This is a genomic window from Tardiphaga sp., from assembly GCF_044340795.1.
Classification (GTDB): Bacteria; Pseudomonadota; Alphaproteobacteria; order Rhizobiales; family Xanthobacteraceae; genus Tardiphaga.
On sequence record NZ_JBIISY010000021.1, the window covers coordinates 22,117 to 44,024 of the forward strand.

Below are 21,908 nucleotides of genomic sequence, written 5' to 3' on the forward strand. Positions count from 1 at the left end.
CGCGCGGTAAGGGGCGGGGTGTCAACAAGCGGAGTGCGAACGGAGGAATATAGGCGTTCGAAAGCGCGTGGCTGTGGATTTCCGGCAACGACGGAAGACCTGCAAATTCAACGCAAAGTGCGCCATCAGAAAGTTGATTTAAGGTAGTTTACATATAAGTATGCATCTTTCAGATGTTCATAATTTATCGGGTGTAAGATGCGATTGTCCGTCATCGAGGCGCCTCGCTCACGCCGGCTGCGAATTTTTGCCTTCGATCCCAGTCTGGCGCAGCAGATGGCAACGTCGGCGATCCAGGAAATCGTGGTGCGTATTCCCTGGGAGCGAGCACCGGATGGGAGTGCGCTCCCCGCGGGTCCGATCGGCGAATATATCGAGGTGATCGATATCGATCCGGCCAGCCAGGTCGTTTATCCGCCGGTGAATCTGGACGATCCCTATCTGCTCGCGCAGGACGGGCTGCCCCCGTCCGAGGGCAATCCGCAATTTCATCAGCAGATGGTCTATGCCGTGGCGATGGCGACCATCGGCCATTTCGAGCGTGCGCTCGGGCGGGTTGCATTATGGGCGCCGCGCCGGCTGGAGCCGAAAGACAGCCCGACCGGTCGGTGGCGAAGCGAGTTCGTCCGTCGCCTGCGCATCTATCCGCATGCGCTGCGCGATCAGAACGCCTATTACAGTCCGGCCAAGAAAGCGCTGCTGTTCGGCTATTTTCCGGTGACGGCCAAGGATCGGCACAACACACCAGGCACCATCGTCTTTGCCTGCCTGTCGCATGACATCGTCGCGCATGAAGTAACGCATGCGCTGCTCGACGGCATTCACCCGCGCTTCAACGAGCCGAGCAACCCCGACGTTCATGCCTTCCACGAAGGCTTCGCCGACATCGTCGCCATATTTCAGCATTTTTCCTATCCGGGCGTGCTGCGCGACCAGATCATGCGGGCGCGGGGGCAGCTAAGCGATCGGGAAAGCATGCTTGGCCAGCTCGCGCAGCAGTTCGGCCGTGCGACTGGGCGTGGCGGTGCCTTGCGCGATGCACTGGGCAGCGAAGTGAAAGGCAAATGGCGACGGCGGCAGCCCGATCCGCGCGCGCTCGAAACCACCATGGAGCCGCATGCGCGCGGGGCCATTCTCGTCGCCGCCGTGTTCGGTGCATTTCTGCTGGTCTATGAACAGCGGACCGCCGACCTCTTCCGCATCGCGACCCAGGGCACCGGCATCCTGCCCGAAGGCGACATCTCGCCCGATCTTGCCAACCGTCTGGCCGAGGAAGCGTCGCGCTGTGCGCGCGATATTCTTCTGATGTGCATCCGCGCGCTGGACTATTGTCCGCCCGTCGGCATTACTTTCGGCACCTATCTGCGCGCCATTGTGACCGGCGACGTCAATCTCAATGCTGATGACGATGCCGGCTACCGCGTTCCTCTGGTAGAGAGTTTTCGTGCTTGGGGCATCTATCCCCGCGGCATTCGCAGCATGTCGATCGAGGCGCTGGTCTGGCCATCAGGCGCGGAGGTGATTGCCGAGAACCAGGCGGTAGCCATGTCTATGGGCTCTCGCGCCATGCCCTCCAAGGCGGCGGTCAGGTCGGCGCGGGACGACAGCGCGCAGGATATCGCAGCGCTGTTCGACAACGAATTGTTGGAGGTGAGCGGCGACGGATCGGACGCCTCGACCTATGACGGCAGTTCACGCTTCCACAAATGGGATCTCAGCAGCGAGCGTTATCAAGTCTGGAGAAATATGGAGGAAAGTCGCGCCGCGGTGTGGCGCTGGCTCGTTCGGGGCAACGGCCAGAAATATCTTGCGGCCTTTGGTCTTGTCGTGGACAGCAATGCGCCACCGACCATCTATCGCGACGAGCAGGGTGTTCCCACCGTGGAAGTACATTCGGTACGTACCGCACTGCGCCGTGATGCGCGTGGGCAGACCGTGACCGATGTCGTGATCGAACTCACGCAGCGACGGCGCGGCTATTTCGACAAGGCGGAACAGGAAGCCGCAGACGCACGGACGACCCCGTTTGCACCGCGCGAGGATGGCGATTTCAAATTTCGTGCAGGCTGCACGGTGGTGATCGATAGTTCGACCAATACATTTCGTCACATCATCCGCACGCCGACTCCGATCGACAAGGGTGAAGACCTCGCTCTCGTGAGAGCCTATCTCGCAGGCGAGGCGGAGTCCGACGGCAATTCGTTCGACGGACGCCGTCAATGCAGTCTGCGCGATTCACGCGACAGGGCCTCTATCGAGCCCTTCGCGATGTTGCATCGCCATTCGGAGGAATAATCGTGGCGAAAACAGCGAAAGTCGCAAAGAAGGCCAAGTCGGTCAAAAAGGCCGCGGAGTCCCGCAAGGTCAAGTCTGCTCGCAGCGTGGCTCGGAAATCGAGCGCCAGGAAAACGAAAAAAGCCACCTCTGGTTCGAAGCAGGACGATGCAGGCGATCGCATGATGGCGCCGAAATCCGGCGTCAAAGTCAGGATGTATCGCCAAGGGCATGGCGACTGTTTCCTGCTGGCCTTTCCGGGATCGAGCGGTAAGCCCGTCTATGTCCTGATCGACTGTGGCTACAAGCCGGGCTCGAACGTCAAATATGGCCTCGCCGGCATTGGCGAGATCATCGCTCATATCGGCAAATCGACCGGCAATCGCCTCGATCTGGTCGTCGTGACGCATGAGCATCAGGATCACGTCAACGGCTTCGGCAAAGCCGGATCGTCACCATTCGACGAGATCAATATGCACGAAGCGTGGTTCGCCTGGACCGAAAGCCCGACCGACAAGCTCGCCAACGAATTGCGGCGTCGCCATCGTGATCAATTGGTCGGGTTGCTCGCGGCGCGGAACATGATGTTTGCCGCGGATGGCACGAGCGTGGGTCTCATCGACGAGCTGCTCGAACTCGAACTCGGAATCGATCGATCGCAATTCGGTGCGGCAAAGAAAAGCGATCCGGACAAATCCGTCAATAAGCAAGGGATGAAGCTGATTAAGGAGAAGGTCGGCAAGGCCCGGACAAAGTATATTCTGCCGCATCAGAAGGGGCTGAAAATTCCCGGTGTCGATGATGTGCGCGTCCATGCATTGGGGCCGCCGCACGATGCCGATCTGCTCAAGGACGAGGATCCGCAGGGATCGGAGGCGTTTCCTGGCCATGGCATCGATGGGCGTCCGTCATTCTTTGCCGCAGCACGCAGCGGAAGTGGGCTGGACCGGGTGCAGCCTTTCTCCCGACGTTTCGCTATCCCGCTCGATGCCGCTTTCTCCGATCCGCAACATGGCGACTTCTTTACAAGCCATTATGGGCAGAGCGGCGCAGCGGAAGTGCCGGGACAAGATGAATTCGAATGTTCCAGCAGTGCGGCGTGGCGACGGATCGACCAAGACTGGCTGCATTCCGCGGAAGAACTCGCGCTCGTGCTCAACAAGGGCATCAACAATACCAGTCTCGTCCTCGCCTTCGAACTGAAATCCTCGGGTAAAGTCCTGCTGTTCATCGGCGATGCCCAGCGCGGCAATTGGAAGTCCTGGACCACCAACAAGAAAGAGGGGGACCGGACCGACATTGTCCGCGATCTGCTCGGGCGGACGGTCTTTTACAAGGTCGGTCATCACGGCAGCCACAACGCCACGCTGAGCGGAACAGTAGAGGGCGACTATCCGTGCTTGGACTGGATGGGCCAAGGCAAACATGCGGACGAATTCACTGCGATGATCACGGCGGTCAACAAATGGGCTCTGCAGGTGACGCCGCCATGGGTGCATCCCCTGCCGTCGATCAAGAAGGCGCTGCACATCAAGGCCGCGGGTCGGGTGTTCCAGATCGATACGCCGACCCTCGAGAAGCCGGACGGCATCTCCGACTTCGAGTGGGACGAGTTCCTGAGCCGTGTTTACATCGATCCGGACGGACTATTCTTCGATTACGAAATTCATGGCTAGCGGCTCTCCCGCAGCCAAGTCGCAGCAAACGCTCCCAGCAGCAGCAACAGCCCGACCAGCCCCGCAAACATCGGCAGCACGCCGACGCCGCGGACCACGCTGGCATCGCGCATATGAACACCCATCCAGCCATCGCCGCGGAAGGTGGTGCTGGAGCGCACCGGCACCACGCGCGGCATCTCGATGCCCGAACCTTCGTTGAGACGACGCGCATCGCCGCCTGATGCCTGGGCGAGCGGGCGCAGCATCTCGGTGGTCGACGTCACCTCCGAAAATTCCTTCGGATTGACCGGACCGACATTGATCAGCGCTTTCAGCGTGCCATCCGTGGCCTGCCACAGGCCGAGTTCGTCCGCGGGAGTCGTTGCGCGCCACTGGCCGGGCTCGCTAGTGTTCAGCGTAAGCTCGCGTGTCTTGCCTGAGGGCGAGGTCACGGTGACCGGCGCGACGGTGTCACCCATGGTCTGCCGCACCACGACCAGATCCTTGTTCGCGGTCTGCAGCTTCAGCGATTCCTCTTCGAGATCGGGCTGCTTCATCAGCCAGTGCGAGGTCCGCCGGAGCAGATCGAGATGCGGGCCGCCGCCTTCATAGCCGCGGGCCCACAGCCAGATGTGATCCGACAGCAGCAAAGCGACCCGGCCTTCGCCGGCGCGCGACAGCAGCAGCAGCGGCTTGCCGTCGGCGCCAGTCATGACGGGCGGCGTGGTGGTGTTGCGCGTCTCCACGGTGCGGAAGAAGCGGCTCCATTTCGGCGGCTCGCTGTTGGAGCCTTCGAGGCCGCGCGTCACCGGATGGCGTTTGCCGACGTCGCTCAGATGCGCATAGAACGGCTTCTCGCTGACACCGACCGGTTCGGCGGGAAGCACCGAATCCAGCGGCGTGCGCCAGATCGAGGTGTTCGACGCATAGTCCGGCCCGGCCGAGACCAGCACTGCGCCGCCATTGCGGACATAGCGCGCAATATTGTCGAAATAGGCAATCGGCAGCACGCCCTGGCGGGCATAGCGATCGAAGATGATCAGCTGGAATTCGTGGATCTTCTGCTGGAACAGTTCGCGGGTCGGGAAGGCGATCAGCGACAGTTCATTGATCGGCGTGCCGTCCTGCTTCTCCGGCGGGCGGAGAATGGTGAAGTGCACGAGGTCGATGGAGGCATCGGACTTCAGCAGGTTGCGCCAGGTGCGCTCGCCGGAATGCGGCTCGCCGGAGACCAGCAGCACGCGCAGCTTGTCGCGCACGCCGTCGATGGCGACCACGGCGCGGTTGTTGACGAGGGTGAGCTCATTGTCGATGGGCGAAGCCTCGATCTCGACGATGTTCGGGCCGGCATGCTTGATGTCGACATCCACGCTCAGCGTCTGGCCGGACACCATCTGGCGCTCGCCGATGGTGTCGCCGTCGCGGCGGATGACGACGCGGGCGCGCTCATTGCTGACGCCCTGATCGTCGAGGCGGAACGTTACGCGCTGCGACTGGCCGACAATGCCGAAGCGCGGCGCGGCGGTGATGGCGATGCGGCGGTCACGCTCGTCCTTGCGGCCGGTGACCAGCGCATGCAGCGGCGCCTTGAAGCCGAGGCCGTCGAGATTGGCCGGGATGTCATGCACACGGCCGTCGGTGATCAGGAACGCACCAGCGACGCGGTCGGTGGGGACGTCCGACAGCGCCGACGACAATGCGCCGAACAGTTTTGTGCCATCGGTCTCGCCATCGGCCTGGCCGGCCTCGACGGTGCGGACTTCGAGGCCCTTGACCTGCTTGAGCCGGTCGACGAGCTGCTTCTGCGCCTCTTCGGTTTCCCTGGTGCGCTCACCAAAGGACTGGCTTGGGCTCTTGTCGACCACCACAGCCGCCACGGATGACAGCGGCTCGCGCTCCTCGCTGGTGAAAGAGGGATTGGCGAGCGCGAGCAGGATCAATGCGAGTGCCGCGACACGCACTGCCGCACCACGCGCACGGCCAAGCAGCAGAAGTGCTGCGATGACGACGATAGCTGCGAGGCCGATCCACAGGACAAGCGTCGGAACGAGGGGCGTGAATGCGATGCCGTATTGCATGCCGCGCTCCTATTGACCGAGACGTTCGATGAGGGCGGGCGCATGCACCTGATCGGCCTTGTAGTTGCCGGTCAGCGTGTACATCACGATGTTGACGCCGGCGCGGAAGGCGTATTCGCGCTGGCGCGGTTCGCCGGGCACCATGGGCAGCATCGGCTGGCCATCCGGGCGCATGGCCCAGGCGCCGGCAAAGTCGTTCGAGGTGATGATGATCGGCGACACGCCGTCGCCGCCGCGGGCGGGACGTGAGGCGGCTTCGTCGGTGTCCTCGCGCGGCAAGGCTTCCACCCAGGTCGGGCCGGAATTGAAGCGGCCGGGGAAGTCGCTGAGCAGGAAGAACGTTTTTGTCAGCACATGCGCCGGCGGTACCGGCTCGAGTTCGGGCACATCGAGCGAAGACAGGATCGTGCGCAGCGTCTGCATGCCCGGGGTCTGCGACTCGCCATTCGGTCCGCCCGGTGCCTCGACGGCATCGCGGGTGTCGAACAGCACCGTGCCGCCCTGCTTCATGTAAGCGTCGATGCGGTTGATGGCTTCCTGCGGCGGCTTCGGCGCGCCGGGGATGACGGGCCAGTAGATCAACGGGAAGAAGGACAGCTCATCCTTGGCCGGATCGATGCCGATCGGCTCGCCGGCTTCCAGCGCAGTCCGCTGTGCCAGGAACAGTGTGAGGCCGGTGAGGCCTGATTTCACGATGCCGTCCACATCGGCATTGCCGGTGACGACGTAAGCCAGCCGTGTCTGCGACACCGCCTTGACGGCGAAATCATCGCTGGCCTGATCGGCGCGCACCTGTGTCGGCATGCCCGTGACCGTGCCGAGTGCGAGAGCCACGGCCAGCATCGCCGACACTGCACGGCGGCGGAACAGCGAGGCGATGGCGCCGCCGAGCAGGGCCACGATGATCGCATCGATCAGGAACAGCGCGAGCGCGGTGGAGAGCAGGATGCCGCGCAGGTCGCGTGGTTCGGCATTGGTGTAGCTGGCGTGGTTTGCTTTCAACGCGGAGAAGTCCAGTGGTGCGATCCGATCGGCGGAGGCGAGGGCATTGACAGCGAGCGGGCCATCGGCGGGGCCATAGAGGCCGGGCGGATGCTCCGGCGTGGCGCGGTCGCGATAATCGGCGGAGAGCGGCTTTGCGGTCGAGGGCGGCGGGCCGAAGGCGCCGAAGCCGTCGAGGGTCCGCAGCGGCGCTACCGTCTCGGTGCCGGTTTCGCCGGCAACACCGGCGCCGGGCGTGGAGGTGTAGCCGGAAATATCGACGACCCTGCGCAGCATCTCGACGAAGGTGCCAGACAAAGGCAGGTCCGACCAGCGCATATCGGCGCTCACATGGAACAGCGAGACGAGGCCCTTGCCGCGGCGCTCGCCGGTGACCAGCGGCGTGCCGTCTTCCAGCGACGCCCAGCTCTTCGAGGCCAATGCCGCATTCGGCTCGGCCAGCACCTGGCGGGTGACGGTGATATCCTTGGGCACCGGCAGGCCGGCAAAAGGACCATCCGCAGCGAATGACGCCATGCGCTGCGGCTTCTCCCAGGTGAGGCTGCCGCCGAGGCTGCGGTCACCGCGACGAAGTTTCACCGGCACGAGGTCATCTTCGGCCTGCGCGAGCCGTGGGCCGGCGAAGCGCACGAGCACGCCGCCATTGTCGATCCAGGCATTGAGCCGTTCGCGGATTTCCGGCGACAGCGTGCCCACATCGGCGAGCACGATCATCGGGAGCTTCTGGTCGAGGAATTGCGTGATCGCCTGTTGCGGCGCGCCGCGGTCGCCCTGGCGCACATCCGCAAAGGGAGCGAGCGCGCGGGTGAGATAGAAGGTCGAGGCGAGCAACGGCTGCGCGGTGTCGGCGGTGGTGCCGGAGACAATACCGATGGCGCGGCGGCGCCAGCGCTTGTCGAGCAGCTGCACCGCGCCGGCCGAGCGTTCGCTGGCGATTTCGAGGCGCGCGATGTCATTGCGCAACTCGACGGGGAGGTCGAAAGCCGCTTCGGTCTCGCGCTCGTTCGGCGTGAACAGGAATTTCGCCTCGCCGACCGGAGAGCCCTTGGCGTCGAGCCCGCGGACGATGCCGGCTTCGGGGCCACCGGCAGCGGCACGAAGCACCTTTACCGTCATCTTGGCCGCGGCGTTTTCGGCAGCGACCAGCGCATGCGCAGGTGCCGCGCCGCCGTCATAGATGGTCAGCGTGCGGTCGCCGATGGCCTTCGTGAGTCCCTGCGTGAAATCATTGCCGCGGCCGGTGTCGACGCCGTCAGAGAGCCAGACGATCTCGCTGTCGCCGGTGGCGCGCAGGAAACGCTCCAGCGCTGGCAGCGCATCGACGCGGTCGATGGAATAGGGTTTTGGCGCGAGCTGGCGCAGCGTCACGCGCGCGGTACCGCCGGGCAAAATGGTGATGTCACGCGTGGGCTCCGACAGTGGCACCAGCGCGACGCCGCGGCGGTTGTTGTCGGCATTGGCGATCAGTTCGTCGGCGGCGCGGACGCGGGCGTCCCAGCTCGCGGCCGCGGACCAGCCATCATCGATCAGGATCGTCAACGGAGCCGTTGAAACGGTGCCGGCGGTCTGCGGATTCCAGATCGGGCCGGCAGCGGCGAAGATCACCAGCGCGGCGGCGAGCAAGCGTAGCAGCGTCAGCCACCAGGGCGAGCGCGAGGGCGTCTCTTCCTTAGGCGTGATGTCGAAGAGGAGTCGCGTCGGCGGGAACGCGATGCGCTGCGGGCGCGGCGGCATCACGCGCAGCAGCCACCACAGCACCGGCAGCGAGACCAGGCCAAGCAGCATCAGAGGTTGGGCGAATGCGAGCGGGAAGCCACCGATCATGCCGTGCGTCCCACCTTGACCATGCTGCCGCCCGCGGCGCGATTGACCGCCATGCCTGCATGCAGGAACAGCAGCAATTCGGCGGCGGAGCGATCCGTCGTGTGCGTCGAGAACAGCCAGCCGAGCTTGCCGGTCTCGCTGCGGATTTCATCGCGATGCGCGGCGACGCGGGCGACGTAATCCTCCGCCCATGTCTGCGCGCGGCCGGCGGTGATCACATTGCCGCTTTCCGGCTCGACGAATTCGACACGGCCGGAATAGGGAAAAGTCTCTTCGGCGGGATCATTGACCTGCACCAGCGCGCCATGGGCACCGGCGGATGACAGGCCCGCAAGCATCGTCTTGATCTCCGACATCGGCGACCAGAAGTCACCGAGCACGACGACTTCCGACAGCGCCGAGGGCACGAAGGCCGGCGGCAGGCTGTCGCGGCCGGTCGAGTCATGCAGCATCGCCTGCGCCATCTTGTCGATCACGCTGCGGCTGGAGGTCGGGTTCATCAGGCCGGGCACGCCGACGCGTTCGCCGCCGGAGACCAGCAGTTCAGCCAGTGCGAAGGTGACGATCAGCGCGCGTTCGAGCTTGCTGTCGCGCACGCCTTTCGACGCGAAGGCCATCGACAGCGAGCGATCCGGCCACAGCCAGATCGTATGCGCCGCTTCCCATTCCTGCTCGCGCACATAGAGATGATCGTCACGTGCGGAGCGGCGCCAGTCGACATTCTGCGACGGCTCGCCGGACACGAAGCGGCGATATTGCCAGAAGCTCTCGCCATGGCCGGCGCGGCGGCGGCCATGCAGACCGTGGATCACGGTCGCGGCAATGCGCCGCGCCTCAAGGACAAGGCGCGGCAGCGACGCGGCAAGCGAACGGCTCTCGCCATCGGCGCGGCGGACTGCGGTGATCTCCTGGGTGGCGTGGTCCGGCGCTGCCGCCATCAACCGATCCGTGACTTGAGCTGCCCGATGACGTCGGCCACCGTGCGGCCTTCGGCGCGAGCCGAGAAGGTCAGCGCCATGCGGTGCTTCAGGATCGGTTCGGCGAGATCGAGCACGTCATCGATGGATGGCGCGAGACGGCCATCCAGCAGCGCACGGGCGCGCACCGCCAGCATCAGCGATTGCGAGGCACGCGGGCCGGGGCCCCATGCGATCAGTTTCGATGCATCGCCGGCATCTGGGCCGGGACGCGCCGAGCGCACCAGTGTCAGGATCGCTTCGACCACGCTATCGCCCACAGGCAGGCGGCGTACCAGGCGCTGTGCGGTGAGCAGCGTCTCGATGTCGACGGCGGCCCTGGCGACTGTTTCTTCAGCGCCGGTGGTCTCGAACAGGATGCGGCGTTCGGCATCGCGATCGGGATAGTCGACGTCGATTTCCATCAGGAAACGGTCGAGCTGTGCTTCCGGCAGCGGATAGGTGCCTTCCTGCTCCAGCGGGTTCTGCGTGGCCAGCACATGGAAGGGTTTGGGCAGATCATGCCGCGCGCCGGCGACGGTGATGTGCTGCTCCTGCATGGCCTGCAGCAATGCAGACTGCGTGCGCGGGGAGGCGCGGTTGATTTCGTCAGCCATCAGCAGCTGGGCGAAGACCGGACCGGAAATGAAGCGGAAGGAGCGCTTGCCGGCGACACTCTCGTCCAGCACTTCGGCGCCGAGAATGTCCGACGGCATCAGGTCGGGCGTGAACTGGATGCGCTTGGCGTCGAGGCCGAGCGTGGTGCCGAGGGTCTCGACAAGCTTGGTCTTGGCGAGGCCGGGGACGCCGATCAGCAGCGCATGGCCGCCGGAGAGGATTGTCACCAGCGTGTTTTCCACCACGCGGTCCTGGCCGAAAATGACAGTGGCGATCGCCTCCTTGGCGGCGCGCATCTGGCCGGCCACCTGTTCCGCGGAGCGGACGATCACGTCTTCGAGTTTCTCGACACTGTCAGCGCCAGCCATCAACTGCTCCTTCGGGTGAACGGCGTTTGAAACATGCCGCCGGATATCGTCTCAATATTCCACAAGCCTGATGCTAGACTTTAGCGAAGGCCATGTATTTGTTGAATTAAACTATCCCCACAATATCCCGATGCCGCTATGAACTGCATCACGTTGTGGCGAGTTGGAAACCCATGCTGCACGTTTCAAGGCGTGCATTGATCGTGCCAGAAAGGCGCAGGTAAAGTCAGGGCAAACAATGGCGAAGCAAGGGCAAGAAACGGCGCGAGGGACGGCGCAGGGACTGGATGGTTTGGCCGCTGCCGCGACGGATGGCGCCAAACAAGGCAAAGGCCTGCCGCCCGTCCATCTGTGGAATCCGGACTTTTGCGGCGATCTCGACATGCGAATCGCTGCGGACGGTACGTGGTTCTATTTGGGTACCCCGATCGGCCGGCCAGCGCTGGTGCGGCTGTTTTCGACAATTCTGAAGCGGGAAGATGGCAAATATTTCCTTGTCACGCCGGTGGAGAAAGTCGGCATCACCGTGGACGACGTGCCGTTTCTCGCCGTCGAGATGCAGAAGGAGCAGGATGCGTCGGGCGCCGTGCTCAGATTCCGCACCAATGTGGACGACTGGGTCACCTGCGATGCCGACCACAAGCTCCGTTTCGAGGAAGCCGAGGACGGGGGCCTCACGCCCTATCTGCATGTCCGTGCCGATCTATGGGCCAAGGTGACGCGGGCGATCTATTACGATCTTGTTGACATGGGCGAGGAGCGGATGGTCGATGGGTCCGCGATGTTCGGCATCGCTTCCGGGGGCGCCTTTTTTGCCATGGCAGATGCCGAGCAAGTCAGGCAAGCTATGTAAGATTGTCGTCGAGGGGCGTGATTGACTAGTTCGGTGCTGAAGACGGATGTGCCCGCTGCAAATTCTGCAGCGGTGGAATCGGCTGTGATGGATTCAGCCGAATTTTTCGCGCGCGCCAAGGCGCGGCTGACCTTCGATGTGCCCGACGGCCTGAACGACGCCAGCATCATCCCGACCACCGGCGATGCCGGCAATGACCGTATGATCCAGATCGTCGCCCAGGAGCGCCCGATCCGCCCCGCCGCAGTGCTGATCGGCATTGTCGAGCATGAGCAGCCGACCATCCTGCTCACCCAGCGCTCCGCGCATCTGAATGACCATGCCGGGCAGATCTCGTTTCCAGGTGGCAAGATCGATGCGACGGACGCATCGCCGCTCGACGCCGCATTGCGCGAGGCTGAAGAAGAGGTCGGCCTCGATCGATCCTTCGTCGACCCGATCGGCTATCTCGATCTCTATGCCACCGGCTTCGGCTTTCGCATCCTGCCGACGGTGGCGCGGGTGAAGCCGGGCTTCAATCTCACCATCAACGAGAACGAAGTCGAAAGCGCCTTCGAGGTGCCGCTGTCCTTCCTGATGAATCCGGGCAATCATCAGTTGCACAGCAAGGATTTCCGCGGGGTCGAGCGCAGCTATTATGCGATGCCGTTTGCCGAGCGATATATCTGGGGCGCCACCGCAGGCATTCTGCGCGTGCTGTATGAGCGGATCGTGCAGAAATGATCCGTCCTGTGCTCACTGAAGTCGGCATCTTCCTGATCCCGTTCGTGATCTATGCGCTGTTCCTGCTGGCAACGTCGAAGGGTGTGACGGAATCGACGTCATGGCCGGCCCGCGTCGTGCTCAAGCTGCTGATATCGGCATTCCTCCTGGTGATTTTCAGCTTCATCCTGCTCTCGCATTTCTCCGGCGCAGCGCCTTCCGCCACCTACACGCCGGCACATATCGAGAACGGCAAGCTTGTGCCGGGGCAGAATAAATGACCTCGCAGCGGCGGCTCGTTGACGCGCCGTGGCTGACCACCGGCCCGGCCGGACGCGTGCTCGCTCTGCTGAACGGCGATGGCGAGGAAGCACGCGCAGTCGGCGGTGCCGTGCGCAATGCGCTGATGGGGCTGGCCGTCGGCGAGATCGATATTGCCACCACGGCGCTGCCGGAAGAGGTCGTGCGTCGTGCGAAGGCGGCCGGCTTCAAGGTTGTCCCGACGGGCATCGAGCACGGCACGGTGACGCTGGTGGTCGAGGGCTCACCCGTCGAAGTCACCACGCTGCGGGAAGATGTCGAGACCTTCGGGCGCAAGGCCAAGGTGATGTTCGGCCGCGACTGGCAGCGGGATGCCGAACGGCGCGATTTCACCATGAACGGGCTTTCGGTTTCTATCGATGGCGTGGTGCACGACCATGTCGGCGGCCTGCCGGACGTGGATGCGAAGCGCGTGCGCTTCATCGGTGATCCCGACCGCCGCATTGCCGAAGATTATCTGCGCATCCTGCGCTTCTTCCGTATCCATGCCGCTTATGGTGAAGGCGCGCCGGATCGCGAGGGCTATCTCGCATCGATCCGTGGCCGCGAGGGCATCGCCGGTCTTTCCGCCGAGCGCATCCGGATGGAGCTGCTCAAGCTGCTGGTGGCGCCGGGCGCCTATGCGGCGACCGAAGCGATGGTCGATGCCGGCCTGATGCTGCGCATCCTGGGCGGGGTCACCTATCTCGGGCCGCTCAGCAAGATGATCGGTATCGAGCATTCACTCGGACTGGCGCCCAGTGCCGTGCTGCGGCTCGGCGCGCTCGGTGTGGCCGTGACCGAGGATGCCAAGCGGCTGACGCAGCGCCTGCGTCTCACCAATGAAGAGAACAAGGCACTGGATTCCATGGGCCATCGCTGGTGGCGGCTGAAGGGCATGGATGAGGCCCGCGCCCGGCAGCGGCTGTATCGCCTCGGCACTGCGCGGTATCGCAACCGGATGCTGCTCGGCTGGGCGCGTGCCGGCCGCGACGCCGATGCGGAAGGCTGGGCCCATCTGTTCGCGCTGCCCGACCGCTGGACGCCGCCGGTTTTTCCGCTCAAGGCAGCCGATTTCATGGCCCGCGGCATCGCCAAGGGGCCGGCGCTCGGTCATGTGCTGGCGCTGGCGGAAGACGCCTGGATGGCGAACGACTTTCCGATGGAAGTCGACGTCATCACCGTGATCGCCGACCAGACGATCGCACGGTTCAAGCACGATCATCGGCTATAGGATGCGCCGGTCGTGAAGTTCGTTCTTCATGCGGATGGACCGGAGATCGCTGATGGCGCCGATGCCGTGGTGCCGTGGTGGAGTTTTACCAAGACACTGATTGCGGCCCTCACGCTGACGCTGGTACGCGACGGTTTGACATCGCTGGACGATCCGTTGCCCGGCGAGCCGTTCAGCCTACGCGAAATGCTGCAACATCGGGCCGGCCTTGCCGACTACGGCGCGCTGGCAGCCTATCACGAGGCAGTGGCTGCGGATCAGGACGCGTGGCCGGTGGAGCATCTGCTGGCGCAGGTTGCGTCGCTGCATGCGAAGGTCATGCGTGGCGAATTCTCCTATTCGAATATCGGCTATCTGCTGGTCCGTCGTCATCTCGAACGCATCATGGAGCGCCCGCTCGGCGAGGCATTGCGCGAACGCCTCTTCAGGCCGCTCGGTGTCGATGGCCCGCTGATTGCGGAACGGCGCAGCGATCTGCAAACACTGCAGATGGGATCGCGCGCGTCCTACGATCCACGATGGGTCTATCACGGGCTGGCTACTGGCAGCCTGCGCGATGCGGTGCTGTTGCTGCATCGCTTGCTGACATCGGATCTTCTGCCGCAGAATCTATTGACTGAGATGAAGATCGGTCTGCCCGTGGGCGATCCTGGTGCCGATCGTCCTTGGCTGGCTGCGGCCTATGGCCTCGGCGTTATGACGGGCACTGCGCGCGATGGCGCGGATGTCATCGGGCACACCGGCGGTGGTCCCGGCAGCGCCGTCGCCGTCTATCATTTCCCGGCGAAATTGACGACTGCAGCCTTCTTCATCGACGGCGAACGTGGCGAAGAGGCCGAGCGCGAAACCTTCGCGCTCGGTGCGAAAGCATAAACGATCCGCCGGAATCAGGCGGCCTTCTCGTCCTCGTCTTCTTCATCCTCGTCGTCATCCGTCGCCAGCAGCGCGACTTCGAGAACGGCGCGCGGCAGCGTCTCGCGGAACAGGTCGCCTTCTTCGCCGAGCCACACGCATTCGATATCGTTGCCATCCACATCGGCAACGGTGAGCGGCATGCCGCCCGACTTCAGCATGACGACGTCACCAGCTTTCAATTCCATGATCGGCTCCTGTGCGTGGGTTGAATCGCACGCAAAGACTAGGCGCGGGTCATGACAGTCCGAACACGGCGGGATGGCGCGGCGTTATTTCCGATGCAGAAGTGTCGCAAGTTCCGTTGACAGGCCGATGCTCTCCAGCGCCGGCGGACGCACGCCGTCATCGCGCTGTCGCTTCGCCGCGGCGATGACGGCATGGGTGCCGGTGGCGACCGAGCAGAGCACGGGCACCGGAACGTCGGGCTGGATGCGCCCGGCAAGCCCGGCCAGCGCCGCGCCGCCGAGGATCACGACCTCCGCGCCATCTTCCGTCGCGCAGGCCGTGCAGGCCCTGGCGAGCGAGGTCAGCGCCGCGTCGGGATTGGTCGCGATCTCGCCGCCGGTGGGCGCGATGGTCCGGACGCTGGCGAGCTTGTCGGCAAGTCCGATGCCGGCGACGAATTCGGTGAGCATGGGCCCCCACAGCGCGCCGCCGGTGACGATGGCAAAGCGGCCGCTTTTGGCTGCCTCCAGGCAGGACGCCTCCGCCATGCCGACCACCGGCACCTCGGCGACTTCACGCAGCGCCAGCAGGCCGGGATCGCCGAAACAGGCGAGATAGACCGCGTCGCATCCCGCGCCATGGGCCGCATAGGCATCGAGCGCCGCATGCGCGGCGATCGCGGCAGACGCGCGGGTGGAGATGTAGCGTGCACCGAAGCGACCGGTGACGGGAATGAATGTCGCAGCATCACCGGCGACGGCCTTGACATGCTGCGTCACCAGCGCCGTGACGCTGTCGGTGGTGTTGGGATTGATCAGCAGGATGCGCATGCCGGCATCCAAGCATCATGTGCATAGGAATGCCAGCGCGCGCTACTGTCCGCGCAGTCGCGCCAGCTCCGGCAAGACGCGATATCGCGCAACCTCGTACGGAAACTCGCCGCGATTGGCGAGGACGACGACGCCCATGCGCTGCCGCGGCAGCAGGCCGACATAGGCCGTGGCATTGTTCAGCCCGCCGGGCTTGTCCACCACCTCGATGCCGCCGCGATGCACGTTTTCCCAGGCGATGGCCTGGCCGAAATCGTTGTCGACGCGAAACATTTCGAGCTGGGTCGCCTTCAGCGCCTGCCGGAGCTGTGGATCGACCACGTGATCGTCGAGGCTGGCGGCGAGGAAGATCGCCAGATCCTTCGGCGAAGAAAACATCTGTCCCGTGCCGGGGAAGCTGTAATAGCCCTGCTGGTTGCCGGGCGTGCCGACGGTCGATCCGTCGTCGTCATAGCCCTGCACCACACGTGCGAGATATTTTGGCGCGAGCAGGGCGTGATCACCCGCGCCACGCTCGGGCAGGAACGTCTCCTTCATGCCCAGCGGATTCAACACGCGTTCGGAGATCTGCTCCGCGATCGGCCGGCCGTAGCGACGCTCCAGCACCAGTTGCAGCAGAACGTAGCCTGCATGCGTATAGACACGCTGCTTGCCGGGTTTTTCGCCGGCCTTCGGCGTCCAGCTGTTCAGGACGTCGAAGAAGCGCGGCAGCGAGTAGGAGTCCGTCGGCCATGGCGGATGATCCGTCGGCAGCAGCAGTCCGGATGTGTGGGTGGCGAGCTGGCCGATGGTGATGCGTTTCACATAGTCGCCGGTCAGTTCGGGAACGTATTTGCTGGCGGGATCGTCGAGACTGAACTCGCCGCGGATCGAGCCAAGTGACACCAGCGTCGCCTCGAACAGTTTGCGCACCGAGGCCAGGTTGAACAGCGTATCGGATGCGATCCGCCGCTGGGCCGCCTGATCGGCAAAGCCGTAGGTGAAAATCTGCGTATGTCCGGCCGCGTGCACCGCCACGGCGAGGCCGCCGTGATTATTGACCTTGGATGCGAGCTCGTTGGTCACGATACGCCTGATCTGTTCGTTGACCGCACGATCGGCCGATGCCTGCGACGGACCGAGGGCGCAAGTCAAAAAAGCCAGCGTGCCGAGCACGCGCAATGACCAGGACGGCATCAAATTCATTGTCACTCCATGAAGCCCCCATGGTTACGACAATGCAGAGCATGAGAAATCGCATATGCGACAAAGATGTGTCGCGGGCTCACTTTGTGGTGAGATGCGCAACGCAATGCGGCGTCATGCCGACTTCATTTTGAGAACGCATCTATTCGCGACGGCGCGATGCAGGCAGCCCCATCGCGGCCATATTCGCTTCCTAGTCGAAAGGCCCGTCCGTGGCAGCCGCATTCGGTTGCCGGCCTGCATCTCATCTGGAGGAATTATCTTGAAGCTGAAGCACGTTGTTGTCGCGAGTTTTGCCGTGATCGCTCCTGTTGCCGCATCCGCGGAAGAGATCACTGTCGAAGGCGTGCAGATGTCGCGCGACTTCGCATGTGACGGCCAGAACGTCATCATTGCGGGACAGGGTAATTCGGTCGAGCTCACCGGGCGTTGCGGTGACATCAAGGTGCTGGGCGCCGATCACAAGGTACGCTTCGATGAGGCGAAATCGCTCGCTGTCAGCGGCATGTCGATCAAGGCGACGGGCGGCGAGACCGGCGCGCTGCTGGTCGAACTGCACAAGAACACCGTGCAGGCCAAGCTGAAGTCCGAGAATGCACCCGCGGAAGTCTCGGTGTCCGGTGCAGAACAGGACGTTTCGCTGACGGTGGGCAGCGCAGCGAAGATCGATGTGCAGGGGTCGAAGAACGAATTGACCTGGACCGCCGAAAACGGCGTCAAGGCGCCTGCGATCTCGACCTCGGGTATCGGCAACAAGATCAGCAAGAAGTAATGATCAGCTGTAGGGCGGATGACGGCTTCGCCTGATCCGCCCTGCGGTCGAGCTTACGTCTTCGGTCCGAAATACACGCAGCTCTCATTGCAGCTGTCGCGGAAGACGCCGACGCGGACCACCGGTCCTTTGTCGGCAACGCGGTCCCAGATGTAGCGCGACAGGTTCTCCAGCGTCGGGATGCCGATCGCCTCGATCTTGTTCAGGAACTTGTGGTCCAGCGTCTTGCGGAGATCATCCAGCCCGCGGTCGAGCAGGCCGAGATCCATCACCATGCCGGTGACCGGATCGGGCTCGCCGCGGATGGTGATCTCGGCGCGGAACGAGTGGCCGTGAATCTCCTGGCTCGCTTCGCCGAGCGTCGTATAGGACAGCGCATGGGCTGCCTCGAAGCGAAACGATTTCGTTAGTTCCCACATCACCTGATACCTGAACTACCTGATCCCAAATTACCTGATACCGAGTGTCTTGTGCGTCTGCACGCTCAGCCGCCATTGCGGATGCTTCAGACAGTAGTCCACTGCCAGCGCGGTATTGCTGATCGCATCCGGTCCGTCCATCGGCTGCAGCGAGAATCGCTCGAAGGCGAGCGACTCGAACCTGTCCGGCATCGCGGCCGCCTGCGGATAGACCAGCTTCAATTCGTGCCCGGCGCGAATGACGAGATCGGCGCCGGCTTTCGGCGAGACGCAGATCCAGTCGATGCCAGCTGGCGGCGCCACGGTGCCGTTGGTCTCGACGCCGATCTCGAAGCCACGCTCATGCAATGCGGCGACGAGCTCGTCGTTGACCTGCAGCAAAGGCTCGCCGCCGGTCAGCACCACATAGCGGTTGTCGTTCGGCCCGGCCCATTGCGCGGCAATGGTGTCTGCCAGCGCCGCTGCGGTGGCGTAGCGGCCGCCCAGCGTCCCATCCATGCCGACGAAATCGGTGTCGCAGAACTGGCAGACCGCCGCCGCGCGGTCCTGTTCACGGCCGGTCCAGAGATTGCAGCCGGCAAAACGGCAGAACACGGAGGCGCGGCCCGCATGGGCGCCTTCGCCCTGCAGCGTCAGGAAAATCTCTTTGACCGCGTAACTCAATGATTTTGCTCTCTAAAATGCCCGCGCGTCAAAGCGGCCCGGGGGCATTTCATGTTCCATATGGGGTGAAGCGCGGCTCTTAGCACGTGCAGCGGCCAATGTCCCGGCTGATCACTCATATGTCAGCGCCGCACGGCCCGGTTGATCCCGGGGGCCGGATTGACGCATATCGCCGGGATGCAGCCGCCGCTCGTCACCGCCGATCCCGCTCCCCAGAACCGTCCCTGTGGAACCTGCACCATGTGCTGCAAGGTCTACCGGATCGACGAGGTGCCGAAGCCGGCCGGCAAATGGTGCCAGCACTGCGCCATCGGTTCCGGCTGCAAGATCTACGACACCCGCCCGCAGCAGTGCCGCGCCTTCGATTGCGTCTGGGTGCAGGACCACGAGATGGCGGAGGCCTGGAAGCCCGAGCATTCCAAGATCGTGTTCTCGGTCTATCCGACCACCGGCTTCATCTATGGGCAGGTTGATCCCGGCGCGCCTTCCGCCTGGCAGAAACAACCGCTGCTGAATGGCCTGATCGCATGGTCGGCAAAGCTGCTCGAGGAGCGGCGGCATCTTCTCATCTTTGTTGGCAGCCATGCGACGCTGATCATGCCGACCGGCCCGGTCCCGATCGGCCCGATGTCGCCGGCGGATGGGTTCATCATCCGCGAGACGTTTACGGCGAAGGGCAAGGATTATATCGCGACGCGGGTGGCACGATCGTAATTCGTAGGATGGGTAGAGCGAAGCGAAACCCATCATTCCGCGCTCCGGCATTGATGGGTTTCGCTACGGCGCTGACGCGCCTTCACTCTACCCATCCTACGAACCGCGCTTGACCCCGCGACCTCCATCCCCACAATGCCTCCAACAACAGGAGGAAACACCCCGTGAAAAATCCATTCGACCTCACCGGCAAGGTTGCCGTCATCACCGGCTCCAGCCGCGGCATCGGCCGGGCCTCGGCGGAATTGCTGGCACAGCTCGGCGCCAAGGTCGTCATTTCCAGCCGCAAGGCTGACGCCTGCGAGGAAGTTGCCGAAGGCATCCGCAAGAATGGCGGTGATGCCCATGTCATTCCCTGCAACATCGCGCGCAAGAACGAGGTCGAGGCGCTGATCGACGGCACGGTGAAGCATTACGGCCCGATCGACATCCTCGTCTGCAACGCCGCGGTGAATCCCTATTACGGTCCGTTGCTCGACATCACCGACGAGGCGTTCGACAAGATCATGGGCTCCAATGTGAAGAGCAATATCTGGCTCTGTGCCAAGGCGATCCCGGCCATGGCCGAGCGGGGCAAGGGCTCGGTGGTGATCATCTCCTCCATCGGTGGCCTGCGCGGCTCCACGGTGATCGGCGCCTATGGCATTTCCAAAGCCGCGGATTTTGCGCTGTGCCGCAGCCTTGCCGGCGAATGGGGGCCGAAGGGCGTGCGCGTCAACTGCATCGCGCCGGGTCTGGTGAAGACCGATTTCGCCAAGGCGCTATGGGAGGACGAGGTCAATCTCAAGAAGCGCACCGCCAACACGCCGTTGCGCCGCATCGGCGAGCCCCACGAGATCGCCGGCGCGGTAGCCTATCTCAGCTCGGATGTCTCGACCTTCACCACCGGACAGACCATGGTGATCGATGGCGGCGTGACAACGGCATCGGTGTGAAATCGTAGCCCGGATGGAGCGCAGCGCAATCCGGGGACCGGCTGTTCAATCGGAGCGCCGGTCCCTGCATTACGCTACGCTCCATGCAGGCTACAAGAACGCGCGAAACCTCGCGAAACAAAACTCCCGCGGTAGCCGTTCACCACCCATCACAATCCTTTCCCGATTTTTAAGATTTCGGGTGCACGGATGTCGCAGGCGGAGAGTTCCCGTGCGTCAGACGGATATCGCGATCATTGGTGGCGGCCTTGCAGGTTCGACCGCGGCGGCCATGCTGGGCCGCGCCGGTGTGTCCGCAATCCTCATCGAGCCGCATCGCCTGCATCCGCCGGAGCTGCGCTGCGAGAAGATCGGCGGCCAGCAGCAGATCGATCGTCTGGCCAGGACCGGCCTCCGTGACGCGGTGTTCAATGCCGCGACCCACGATCAGGAAATCTGGCTGGCCCGCTTCGGCCGGGTCATCGACAAGCGGCCGAGCCAGCAGCATGGCTTCCTCTATGAGACGCTGGTCAACACCGTACGCGCTGAAATCCCGCCCACGGTGGAAACGATCCATGCCAAGGCCGTGTCGATCCGCACTTCCGACGATCGCCAGACCATCGGTCTCTCCACCGGCGAAGACATCTCTGCGCGCCTCGTGGTGTTGGCGAATGGCGCCAGCATCGGGTTGCGCGATCAGCTGAAGATCGGCCGTCCGGTCATCTCGGCCTGTCACTCGATTTCGGTCGGCTTCGACATTGCGCCGATCAACCGTGAAAAGTTCGATTTCCCGGCGCTTACTTATTTTGCAGAAGCAACGCGCCATCGCACTGCCTATCTGACGCTGTTTCCGATCGGCGAGACGATGCGCGGCAATCTGTTCGTCTATCGCGAGGCGAATGATCCCTGGGTGCGCGCCATGCGTCGCACGCCGGAGGCGGCGCTCGACAGCTGCCTGCCGAAACTGCGCCGCCTGATCGGCGATTACTCGATTTCCGGCGATATCCGGATCCGCCCGATCGATCTCTATGAGAGCGACAATGTGGTGCAGCCCGGCATCGTCCTTGTCGGCGATGCTTTTGCTTCGCCGTGCCCCGGCAGCGGCTGCGGCACCGACAAGGTGTTCACCGATGTCGTGCAGCTGTGCAGCGTGCACATCCCGAACTGGCTGGTCACGCCCGGTATGAACGCCGAGAAGATCGCGCAATATTACAGCGATCCGCTCAAGCTCGAATGCGATGCCTGGGCCAAGGGCAAGGCCTTCACACTGCGCGCCGTGACGCTGGAGAACTCGCTGTACTGGCGCATGCAGCGCTGGATGCGCTTCTTCGGTCGTCTCGGCGAAGGCATCGTGCGCCGCGCCCGCGAGACATTGCCGGGCGAGCTGGCACTCGTCGGCTGCGCGCTGGTGGTGATGAGCGTGCCGGCGATGTAGCCGTGACTGTAGGGTGGGGAAAGCACAGC

The 21,908-nt window shown here is 63.7% G+C and carries 20 protein-coding genes; 11 read left to right on the top strand and 9 right to left on the bottom strand.

Going from position 1 to position 21,908, the window contains the following annotated elements:
• The first annotated feature begins 198 nt into the window (after window positions 1-198).
• Both ACIQ17_RS05640 and ACIQ17_RS05645 read left to right on the top strand, forming a co-directional pair.
• Window positions 199-2,295, top strand: coding sequence for a hypothetical protein (locus tag ACIQ17_RS05640; protein ID WP_398466277.1), 2,097 nt, complete (start codon window positions 199-201; stop codon window positions 2,293-2,295).
• A 2-nt stretch (window positions 2,296-2,297) separates the two neighbouring features.
• Entirely contained in the window at window positions 2,298-3,950 is a 1,653-nt protein-coding gene (locus tag ACIQ17_RS05645) for a hypothetical protein (RefSeq protein WP_398466279.1), read from the top strand.
• On the opposite strand, the gene ACIQ17_RS05650 is transcribed toward ACIQ17_RS05645, so the two are convergent.
• The 4 genes from ACIQ17_RS05650 to ACIQ17_RS05665 are packed head-to-tail and all read right to left on the bottom strand — an operon-like array spanning window position 3,947 to window position 10,778.
• Window positions 3,947-6,010 carry a hypothetical protein gene (locus ACIQ17_RS05650; protein ID WP_398466281.1) on the bottom strand — a complete coding sequence of 688 codons (2,064 nt, stop codon included), beginning with the start codon at window positions 6,008-6,010 and terminating at the stop codon, window positions 3,947-3,949. The genes ACIQ17_RS05645 and ACIQ17_RS05650 overlap by 4 nt on opposite strands.
• Window positions 6,011-6,019: 9 nt before the next feature.
• Complete coding sequence (locus ACIQ17_RS05655) at window positions 6,020-8,833, bottom strand: DUF4159 domain-containing protein (RefSeq protein ID WP_398466323.1); 2,814 nt, start codon at window positions 8,831-8,833, stop codon at window positions 6,020-6,022.
• Window positions 8,833-9,774 carry a DUF58 domain-containing protein gene (locus ACIQ17_RS05660; protein ID WP_398466283.1) on the bottom strand — a complete coding sequence of 314 codons (942 nt, stop codon included), beginning with the start codon at window positions 9,772-9,774 and terminating at the stop codon, window positions 8,833-8,835. Before ACIQ17_RS05660 ends, ACIQ17_RS05655 begins: the two co-directional genes overlap by 1 nt.
• Window positions 9,774-10,778, bottom strand: coding sequence for an AAA family ATPase (locus tag ACIQ17_RS05665; protein WP_398466285.1), 1,005 nt, complete (start codon window positions 10,776-10,778; stop codon window positions 9,774-9,776). Before ACIQ17_RS05665 ends, ACIQ17_RS05660 begins: the two co-directional genes overlap by 1 nt.
• Window positions 10,779-11,016: 238 nt before the next feature.
• Between ACIQ17_RS05665 and ACIQ17_RS05670 the strand changes: the two genes are divergently transcribed.
• The 5 genes from ACIQ17_RS05670 (at window position 11,017) to ACIQ17_RS05690 (ending at window position 14,740) form a co-directional block, all read left to right on the top strand.
• Window positions 11,017-11,631: a DUF1285 domain-containing protein gene (locus ACIQ17_RS05670; protein WP_398466287.1), complete on the top strand. Its 615-nt coding sequence runs from the start codon at window positions 11,017-11,019 to the stop codon at window positions 11,629-11,631.
• Window positions 11,632-11,718: 87 nt separating this feature from the next.
• Entirely contained in the window at window positions 11,719-12,354 is a 636-nt protein-coding gene (locus ACIQ17_RS05675; protein WP_398466289.1) for a CoA pyrophosphatase, read from the top strand.
• Window positions 12,351-12,614 carry a DUF6111 family protein gene (locus tag ACIQ17_RS05680; RefSeq protein WP_398466291.1) on the top strand — a complete coding sequence of 88 codons (264 nt, stop codon included), beginning with the start codon at window positions 12,351-12,353 and terminating at the stop codon, window positions 12,612-12,614. Before ACIQ17_RS05675 ends, ACIQ17_RS05680 begins: the two co-directional genes overlap by 4 nt.
• On the top strand, window positions 12,611-13,867 hold the full coding sequence (locus tag ACIQ17_RS05685) for a CCA tRNA nucleotidyltransferase (protein WP_398466296.1): 1,257 nt from the start codon (window positions 12,611-12,613) through the stop codon (window positions 13,865-13,867). Before ACIQ17_RS05680 ends, ACIQ17_RS05685 begins: the two co-directional genes overlap by 4 nt.
• Before the next feature lie 12 nt (window positions 13,868-13,879).
• Window positions 13,880-14,740: a serine hydrolase domain-containing protein gene (locus ACIQ17_RS05690; RefSeq protein ID WP_398466298.1), complete on the top strand. Its 861-nt coding sequence runs from the start codon at window positions 13,880-13,882 to the stop codon at window positions 14,738-14,740.
• A gap of 14 nt (window positions 14,741-14,754) precedes the next feature.
• Here the strand turns inward: ACIQ17_RS05690 and ACIQ17_RS05695 are convergent, their stop codons facing one another.
• From ACIQ17_RS05695 to ACIQ17_RS05705, 3 genes are all read right to left on the bottom strand, one after another.
• On the bottom strand, window positions 14,755-14,967 hold the full coding sequence (locus ACIQ17_RS05695; protein WP_398466300.1) for a YodC family protein: 213 nt from the start codon (window positions 14,965-14,967) through the stop codon (window positions 14,755-14,757).
• Between the two features lie 84 nt (window positions 14,968-15,051).
• Window positions 15,052-15,777 (bottom strand): aspartate/glutamate racemase family protein, encoded by a 726-nt coding sequence (locus tag ACIQ17_RS05700; protein ID WP_398466302.1) that lies wholly within the window; start codon window positions 15,775-15,777, stop codon window positions 15,052-15,054.
• 42 nt (window positions 15,778-15,819) lie between these two features.
• Window positions 15,820-16,962 carry a serine hydrolase gene (locus tag ACIQ17_RS05705; protein WP_398466304.1) on the bottom strand — a complete coding sequence of 381 codons (1,143 nt, stop codon included), beginning with the start codon at window positions 16,960-16,962 and terminating at the stop codon, window positions 15,820-15,822.
• A 262-nt stretch (window positions 16,963-17,224) separates the two neighbouring features.
• On the opposite strand from ACIQ17_RS05705, the gene ACIQ17_RS05710 reads away from it, so the two are divergent.
• On the top strand, window positions 17,225-17,734 hold the full coding sequence (locus ACIQ17_RS05710) for a DUF3060 domain-containing protein (protein WP_398466306.1): 510 nt from the start codon (window positions 17,225-17,227) through the stop codon (window positions 17,732-17,734).
• Between the two features lie 53 nt (window positions 17,735-17,787).
• On the opposite strand, the gene ACIQ17_RS05715 is transcribed toward ACIQ17_RS05710, so the two are convergent.
• Entirely contained in the window at window positions 17,788-18,153 is a 366-nt protein-coding gene (locus ACIQ17_RS05715; protein WP_398466308.1) for a 6-pyruvoyl trahydropterin synthase family protein, read from the bottom strand.
• A gap of 30 nt (window positions 18,154-18,183) precedes the next feature.
• On the bottom strand, window positions 18,184-18,816 hold the full coding sequence (gene queE, locus ACIQ17_RS05720; protein ID WP_398466310.1) for a 7-carboxy-7-deazaguanine synthase: 633 nt from the start codon (window positions 18,814-18,816) through the stop codon (window positions 18,184-18,186).
• Window positions 18,817-18,975: 159 nt separating this feature from the next.
• Here queE and ACIQ17_RS05725 point away from each other — a divergent pair, with 159 nt between their 5' ends.
• The 3 genes from ACIQ17_RS05725 (at window position 18,976) to ACIQ17_RS05735 (ending at window position 21,879) form a co-directional block, all read left to right on the top strand.
• Window positions 18,976-19,530 carry a YkgJ family cysteine cluster protein gene (locus ACIQ17_RS05725; protein WP_398466312.1) on the top strand — a complete coding sequence of 185 codons (555 nt, stop codon included), beginning with the start codon at window positions 18,976-18,978 and terminating at the stop codon, window positions 19,528-19,530.
• 164 nt (window positions 19,531-19,694) lie between these two features.
• Window positions 19,695-20,465, top strand: coding sequence for an SDR family NAD(P)-dependent oxidoreductase (locus ACIQ17_RS05730; RefSeq protein ID WP_398466315.1), 771 nt, complete (start codon window positions 19,695-19,697; stop codon window positions 20,463-20,465).
• Window positions 20,466-20,676: 211 nt separating this feature from the next.
• Window positions 20,677-21,879, top strand: coding sequence for an FAD-dependent oxidoreductase (locus ACIQ17_RS05735; RefSeq protein ID WP_398466317.1), 1,203 nt, complete (start codon window positions 20,677-20,679; stop codon window positions 21,877-21,879).
• Window positions 21,880-21,908 lie beyond the last annotated feature (29 nt).